The following is a 6,637-nucleotide window of genomic DNA, read 5'->3' on the forward strand; positions in this document are numbered from 1 at the left end:
ATGAAAATGTCAGAAATAGCAATTCAAATAAAAGATTTAACTGTTTCTTATCAATATCAAAAACCTGTTCTATGGGATATAGATTTAGAAATTAAAAAAGGATCTTTTACTGCTATATTAGGCCCTAACGGAGCTGGTAAATCAACTTTAATAAAAACTATAATAGAATTAATTCCAAAGCTCTCAGGAGAAATTTTATTTTTTGGCAAACCATATAAACATCTACAAAAAAAAATAGTTTATGTTCCGCAAAGAAATGAAGCTTACTGGAATTTTCCTACAACAGTTCTAGATATAGTGTTAATGGGAAGATATGGACATCTAGGATGGTTCAAAAGGCCAACCGAAAAAGATAAAAATATTGCTAAACAAGCTTTAAAAGAAGTAGATATGTTATCTTTCCAAAACCGTCAAATTTCAGAATTATCGGGAGGTCAACAACAAAGAGTTTTTTTAGCTAGATCATTAGCACAACAAGGAGAAATTTATTTATTAGATGAACCTCTACAAGGAATCGATATACAAACCGAAAAAAAAATCATTTCCATTTTACAAAAATTAAAAAAAGAAGGTAAAACGATTATCGCAATACACCACGATTTAACAACAGTTGAACAATATTTTGATCATATTATTTTGCTTAATTTATATAAAATAGCAAGTGGCGAAACTATAAAATGTTTTACATTAGATAATATAAATAAAACTTTTCGAAATACTTCGAAAGGACGGAAAATAGCAAAAATATTATGAATATTACAACGTTTTGGAACTATACCAATATCAAGCTTTTGACAGGTGCTTCTTTATTGGGTTGTGCTTCAGGAATCATAGGTATTATTATGATTTTTCGCAAACAATGTTTACTAGGTGACACTATTGCACACACTATTTTGCCTGGAATTGTAGTAATGTATTTGATGACTCAAAAAACAAATGAATGGGTTTTGTGGATAGGCGCTTTTATATCTTCAATAATGGCTATAGGATTAATAGAATTAATCAAAAAATATTCTAGCTTGCCAATAGATGCAATTTTATCACTAATTTTATCCTCTTTATTCGGATTAGGTAATATTTTAATATCTCTAGCTCAAAAAATATCTGCCAATAATAAAATTGCTGTTTTAGAAAAATTTATATTAGGACAAATAGCTCTTATTTCTTATAATAATGTCATTTATATAACAATAGTTACTATTGTTACTAGCATAATTATTATAATTTTATGGAAAGAATTCAAAATATTTATCTTTGATCCGATCTTTACCCGTAGTATTGGCTTTAATATTAAATTAATCAATTTTATTTTAAATATATTGTTAATAAGTATTATTATAATTAGTTTGAAATTAATGGGGGTTGTTTTAACTAGTTCATTTATAACTTTACCGGGAATCATTTCTCTAAAATTTAGCAATAAACTTAATATTAACGCTATTTTATCGGCTATAATAACTGCTATCGTAAGCTTAATAGGTATTTTTATTAGTTACCAAATACCCAATATGCCTACAGGACCTATTATTATCATAATTACTGATATTTTAATCATAGCTACACTCTTATTAGCGCCAAAAAAAAGTTTAATTACAAAATATATAAAACAAAAAAAATATCTCAAAAATCTTAAAAAATTCAAATCATTAATTAATATTTATTTAAAAAATAAATGTGGCGAAGATCTTAATTTAGAAAAATTTTTATTTCAACAAAAATATCTTATTTGTATAAATAAACAAATTATGATTACTTCAAAAGGTAAAAAAGTTATTCAAAAATTAATCAATAAGGAATGTTAATAAATGATAATACAATTTTTAAATAAAATCGCTACAAAATTTGAATGGGATGTATTTTTAATCTTAACCATAACTTCCCTAGCTTTAGCTAGTTTAGGTATTTTTTTAGTCTTAAAAAAAATGACTATGACAGTAGATGCTATCAGTCATACAGTATTATTAGGTATCGTTTTAGCTTTTTTAATAACTAAAAACTTAAATTCACCATTATTAATTATAGGAGCTATTTTAACCGGTTTAATTACTGTTATTTTCACAGAAATACTAAAAAAACATGCTCAAATTTCATCAGACGGAGCTATTAACATAATTTTAACTTTTTTATTTTCCATAGCTATTATTATAATCAATAATTATACACGTAACGTACATTTAGATACAGATGCAGTATTTTTAGGAAATGTAGAATTAATTCATATAAAACAAATATATAAAATATTTCCAATTCTTATCATTAATATAATTTATATTTTTTTGTTTTTTAAAGAAATTAAAATTTTTATTTTTGACCCATGCTTATGTGCATTATTAGGATTTTCTACAATAATTATTAATTACTTATTAATGACTTTAGTTTCTGTAACAGTAGTCGTTTGTTTTGATATTGTTGGTTCTATTATGGTAATATCTTGTATGATAGGGCCGGCTATGACTGCTATTCTCTTAACATCTAATTTATTGTCTGGTTTTTTGCTATCTTTATGGATCAGTTTAATAAATACTTATTTAGGATACTTTTTAGGAATCTTATGGGATATACCAATAGCTAGCTTAATAGCTATTATTACCTTAATACATTTCTTATTAGTTTTAATTTGTGAAAAAAGAAAAGGTATAATAATGACAATTATACAAAATCATAAACAGAAAAAAAATTTATTAATGTTAAATTTATTAATTCATTTAGAAAATCATCAAAATCAACCATTTAAAAAACAATTAACCATTATACAAAAAGATTTAAAATGGAATAATAAAATTTTTAACAAATGTATAGAACAAGCTTTCAAAAATAGCTATATTATTTACAATAAAAATAATCAAATAACAATTAGTCCTTTTGGAAAAAATTTTATTAAATCACAACAACAAGATAATAATTTTCTTTACTTTAAAAATAAAAAATGTTAAAATTAAATTGTCCATAGATAAAAATAATACTAGAAGAATTAAAAGTTAAAAAAGGAGGCTATTTTTTTGTTAAAAATTATAAAAAATAGTATTTTATTCTTCTCAGTTAGTTTAGCTTGTTTATTAACCATTTTCACTATAAACAATGCCAAAATGTCTATAAAAGCTTATGATGATGGTTTATATTTCGACCAATTTTCACGCGCATCTAATGATAAAAAAGAAAAAGTTTTATCTTTAACTCAATATTTGATAATAAAAGATAGTAAAAAATTATCACCCGCAGTTAAAGGAGCATTAAGTGATTTCTTAACTATAGTGTTACAAGACACTTTTGGAATCCAAGAATGGGATTACAGTGATCCAGATTTTTCTAAATTCGCTAAGTTTGATTGTGATGCAGATTTACCAAGTACATATTACGAAAGTATATTACCTAATGAAATACAAACGTATTATGTAACAAAAATCATAAAATTAATCGATGATAAAGCAGATCCTACTTATTCAGATCCAATTACAAGTTTACTTACAAATACTTACATGTCACAAAAAGTACAGAAAGCTATCTCAGATTTAACAAATACCACTAAATAAAAAAATAACTTAAAATAAAAAAACTATTTATAGCCTTAAAAAGCTATAAATAGTTTTTTTTATTTTATTTAAATATAATATATAAAATTTTAACTACCTGATATATTTAAAAAACCAACATATACACTAGAACTACCAAATCCAGAAATTTGAAATTTAAAATCATTAGCAATATCTTGAATATTATTTAATAAATCAAAAAAATTACCAGAAATAACAACCATATTAAAAGGATTTTTTATAAAACCATTCTTAATACAAAAACCTGAAGCTTGCAAACTAAATGAACCACTTATCTCATCTATACCTGCATGACAACCTACTATAGAATTAACATAAATACCATTCTTAACGGCATATAATAATTCAGATAAAGATTTATTCCCTGATTTTAAATAACAATTGCTCATAGAAATAGAACCGTTAAAACTATTCCCTTCTGGTAATACATTAAAAATTTTAGCAGTTTGTAAATTATGAATAAAATTATTTAAAGTTCCTTTAGTAATAATATGTTTAGCTCGACAAGCGACTCCTTCATCGTCAAAAATCGGATTAAAAAAAGCTGTCGAAATAAAAGGATCATCTACAATAGTTACTTTAGGATTAGCCACTAATTTACCTTGACTATGTCGATATTTACTTAAATTACGATAAACATATAAAGCGCTAAAAACATTTTGAAAATTTGATAATAATTCCGAAAAAACTTCATTCGAAAAAACTACACGATAAAATTTAGATGGCAAAGTTTGAGCACCAATTTGGTTTTCTCCTAATGTTAATATATTTTTAACATACATAGAAATTTCAAAATCTTCGAATTTTTTAACAGGAAAAGATTTATCAACTTCTTCTTGAATTTGATTATTGCCAAAAATACAATTAGCTTCTAATAAAGCATAACTATTGCATTGTTGTAATTTTAATCCTAAAGAATTAACTATTTTTTGACACCAAAAAATTTCACTATACACTAAATTACATTTTTTAGTAAAATAACGACTAACTAATAATTGTTGATAAAATTTTTGCAATAATTTAATTTTATGATCGTAAGGTATTGAATCAAAATTAAAATTATCCTCTATAATAGTATTATATTGTGGAGATCCTGAAAACAAAAAATCTTGTTCATTAAAATTTAAAATACTTATTTTTTCTTTTAAACGCTTTAAAATTTTATCTATTACAACATCATCATTTAAATCATCTATTTTTTCCAAATAAATAGAATTTTTTTTATTTTTAAATAAACCATAAATAAGATAACTAGTTAAATGATTAGCTGTAAATTGTTCTATATGTCCATCTTCTAAATTAATATTAAACTTTTTTTTTTCATATATTACAATCTCTAATCCATCTAAACCTTGTAATTTACTTTTTTGAAACCATTTCTGGTAATTAATCATATCTTCACCTTTAATCAACTGCCACTAACAAACATTTTTTTTATACGAATAGTTGGTTGCCCTAAATCTACAGGAATATCTCCTGAAATAGATCCGCAATAACCTTGTGCTAATTGAACATCTTTGCCAACACGATCAATTTTCAATAAAATATCTTGTCCTTTGCCAATCAACATCATACCTTTAATAGGAGTCGTAAGTTGACCATTTTGAATTAAATAACCAATATTAACCATAAAATTAAATTCTCCTGTATTGGGATCAACAGTTCCGCCTCCCAAATATTTAGCATAAAAACCATAATCTGTGTCTCTAATAATTTGTTCAGGATCGTGAGGCCCCGCAGCGATATAAGTAGAGTTCATACGCGAAGTAGGCGGATACTTATAAGATTCTCGTCGACCAGAACCTGTAGGCGGCATATTTAATTTATAACCGTTACGTATATCTACTAAATAAGACTTCAAAATACCATTACTAATTAAGAGATTTTTTTGTGTCAAATTACCTTCATCATCAATTTTGGTTGACCCCCAAGCTCCAGATATACAACCATGATCCACAGCGGTCACTAGAGAAGAAGCTATTTTTTTACCAATTTTATTAGAAAAAGGTGATAATCCTCTAGCAACTGATGTTGCTTCTAAAGAATGTCCACATGCTTCATGAAAAATAACTCCGCCTGAACCATTATTAATCACAACAGTCATCATTTGAGCCTTAATTTCTTGTGCCGATAACATCTCAACAGATTGTTTTGCTACTTGTTGAGATATTTCTTGTAAATTTAAAGAATTTAAAAAAAATCCAGTAGACCCTTTTCCAAAACTTCTACTAAATTCTTGTATATTAGAATCACTTTGAGCCACAGAAGTTAAACTTAAATTAACATAATAACGATTATCACAACGAGAAATGCCTCGACTATTCACTATCCAAACTTTTTGGAATTTATCTTCTAAATTCACTAAACTTTTAATTATTCGAGTATCTGTCTGACGAATTACACGAGAACAATATAGCATTTTATCAATTTTTTGTTGCCAAGTAATATCATCGCAAATTTTTTGTGAGATATTTGGTTCAAAATCAAAATTTTTAGAAAAAACTTTAGTTTTATTTTTTAATAAATTTTTATATTTCAAAATTAAATCTACAATATGTTGATAAATTATTTCATTAGTATATAAATAAATTTCTTGATTATCAATTAATAATCGAATACCTAAACCATAAATATGATGTTCTATAGAACTTACTACATTTTGATCAATAACTTTCCATAAGTTAGACAAAGTATCTTCGAAAAAAAATTCAACAAAATCAATTCCTTCTCCCAAAGATAAATTAAAAATCTTTTGAATTTCTTCGATATTTAACATACAATAATTTTCTTCTTTCATATACCCAAATTTTATAATAGGGATAATTTGTGTCAATAATTTGTTCCTGTTTCAATAAATAAATTTATCATTAAATTATTTATTACAAAGAAATTCGAATCTAAATCAGAAAACCAAATTTCCCATCATTCAACTTTGATCATAATGTAACTTATTTAAAAGACATTCTTTCGTTTGCCAAACCGACCATCTCCTTTCAGGATTTATATCCGCCCTGGCTATTGGTTAAATAGCATAAAATTTAGGATTTTTTTGCGCCCCCATAGCGTTTATAAAATTTATCAATCCT

At 25.2% G+C, this 6,637-nt stretch carries 6 protein-coding genes; 4 read left to right on the forward strand and 2 right to left on the reverse strand.

Annotated features, from left to right (window positions below; translation table 11 throughout):
- The 4 genes from OC698_RS00575 (at position 1) to OC698_RS00590 (ending at position 3,530) form a co-directional block, all read left to right on the forward strand.
- Complete coding sequence (locus tag OC698_RS00575) at positions 1-753, forward strand: metal ABC transporter ATP-binding protein (RefSeq protein ID WP_304512812.1); 753 nt, start codon at positions 1-3, stop codon at positions 751-753.
- Positions 750-1,802, forward strand: coding sequence for a metal ABC transporter permease (locus OC698_RS00580; protein WP_304512813.1), 1,053 nt, complete (start codon positions 750-752; stop codon positions 1,800-1,802). The genes OC698_RS00575 and OC698_RS00580 overlap by 4 nt, the downstream gene beginning before the upstream one ends.
- A 3-nt stretch (positions 1,803-1,805) precedes the next feature.
- Positions 1,806-2,933, forward strand: coding sequence for a metal ABC transporter permease (locus tag OC698_RS00585; protein ID WP_304512814.1), 1,128 nt, complete (start codon positions 1,806-1,808; stop codon positions 2,931-2,933).
- A 66-nt stretch (positions 2,934-2,999) separates the two neighbouring features.
- Positions 3,000-3,530 (forward strand): hypothetical protein, encoded by a 531-nt coding sequence (locus OC698_RS00590; protein WP_304512815.1) that lies wholly within the window; start codon positions 3,000-3,002, stop codon positions 3,528-3,530.
- An 89-nt stretch (positions 3,531-3,619) separates the two neighbouring features.
- Here the strand turns inward: OC698_RS00590 and OC698_RS00595 are convergent, their stop codons facing one another.
- Both OC698_RS00595 and OC698_RS00600 read right to left on the reverse strand, forming a co-directional pair.
- Positions 3,620-4,945: a metallopeptidase TldD-related protein gene (locus OC698_RS00595; protein WP_304512816.1), complete on the reverse strand. Its 1,326-nt coding sequence runs from the start codon at positions 4,943-4,945 to the stop codon at positions 3,620-3,622.
- Positions 4,946-4,959: 14 nt separating this feature from the next.
- The gene (locus tag OC698_RS00600; RefSeq protein WP_304512817.1) at positions 4,960-6,327 is read right to left on the reverse strand and encodes a TldD/PmbA family protein; all 1,368 of its coding nucleotides are present in this window, start codon (positions 6,325-6,327) and stop codon (positions 4,960-4,962) included.
- Between the last annotated feature and the right edge of the window lie 310 nt (positions 6,328-6,637).

The sequence above is a fragment of the Candidatus Phytoplasma gossypii genome, assembly GCF_030586975.1.
GTDB lineage: Bacteria > Bacillota_I > Bacilli_A > Acholeplasmatales > Acholeplasmataceae > Phytoplasma > Phytoplasma citri.

Coding starts and splice junctions, on each gene's coding strand:
- OC698_RS00600 (WP_304512817.1), bottom strand. CDS start 6,327: ATGTTAAATATCGAAGAAATTCAAAAGATTTTTAATTTATCTTTGGGA.
- OC698_RS00585 (WP_304512814.1), top strand. CDS start 1,806: ATGATAATACAATTTTTAAATAAAATCGCTACAAAATTTGAATGGGAT.
- OC698_RS00580 (WP_304512813.1), top strand. CDS start 750: ATGAATATTACAACGTTTTGGAACTATACCAATATCAAGCTTTTGACA.
- OC698_RS00595 (WP_304512816.1), bottom strand. CDS start 4,945: ATGATTAATTACCAGAAATGGTTTCAAAAAAGTAAATTACAAGGTTTA.
- OC698_RS00575 (WP_304512812.1), top strand. CDS start 1: ATGAAAATGTCAGAAATAGCAATTCAAATAAAAGATTTAACTGTTTCT.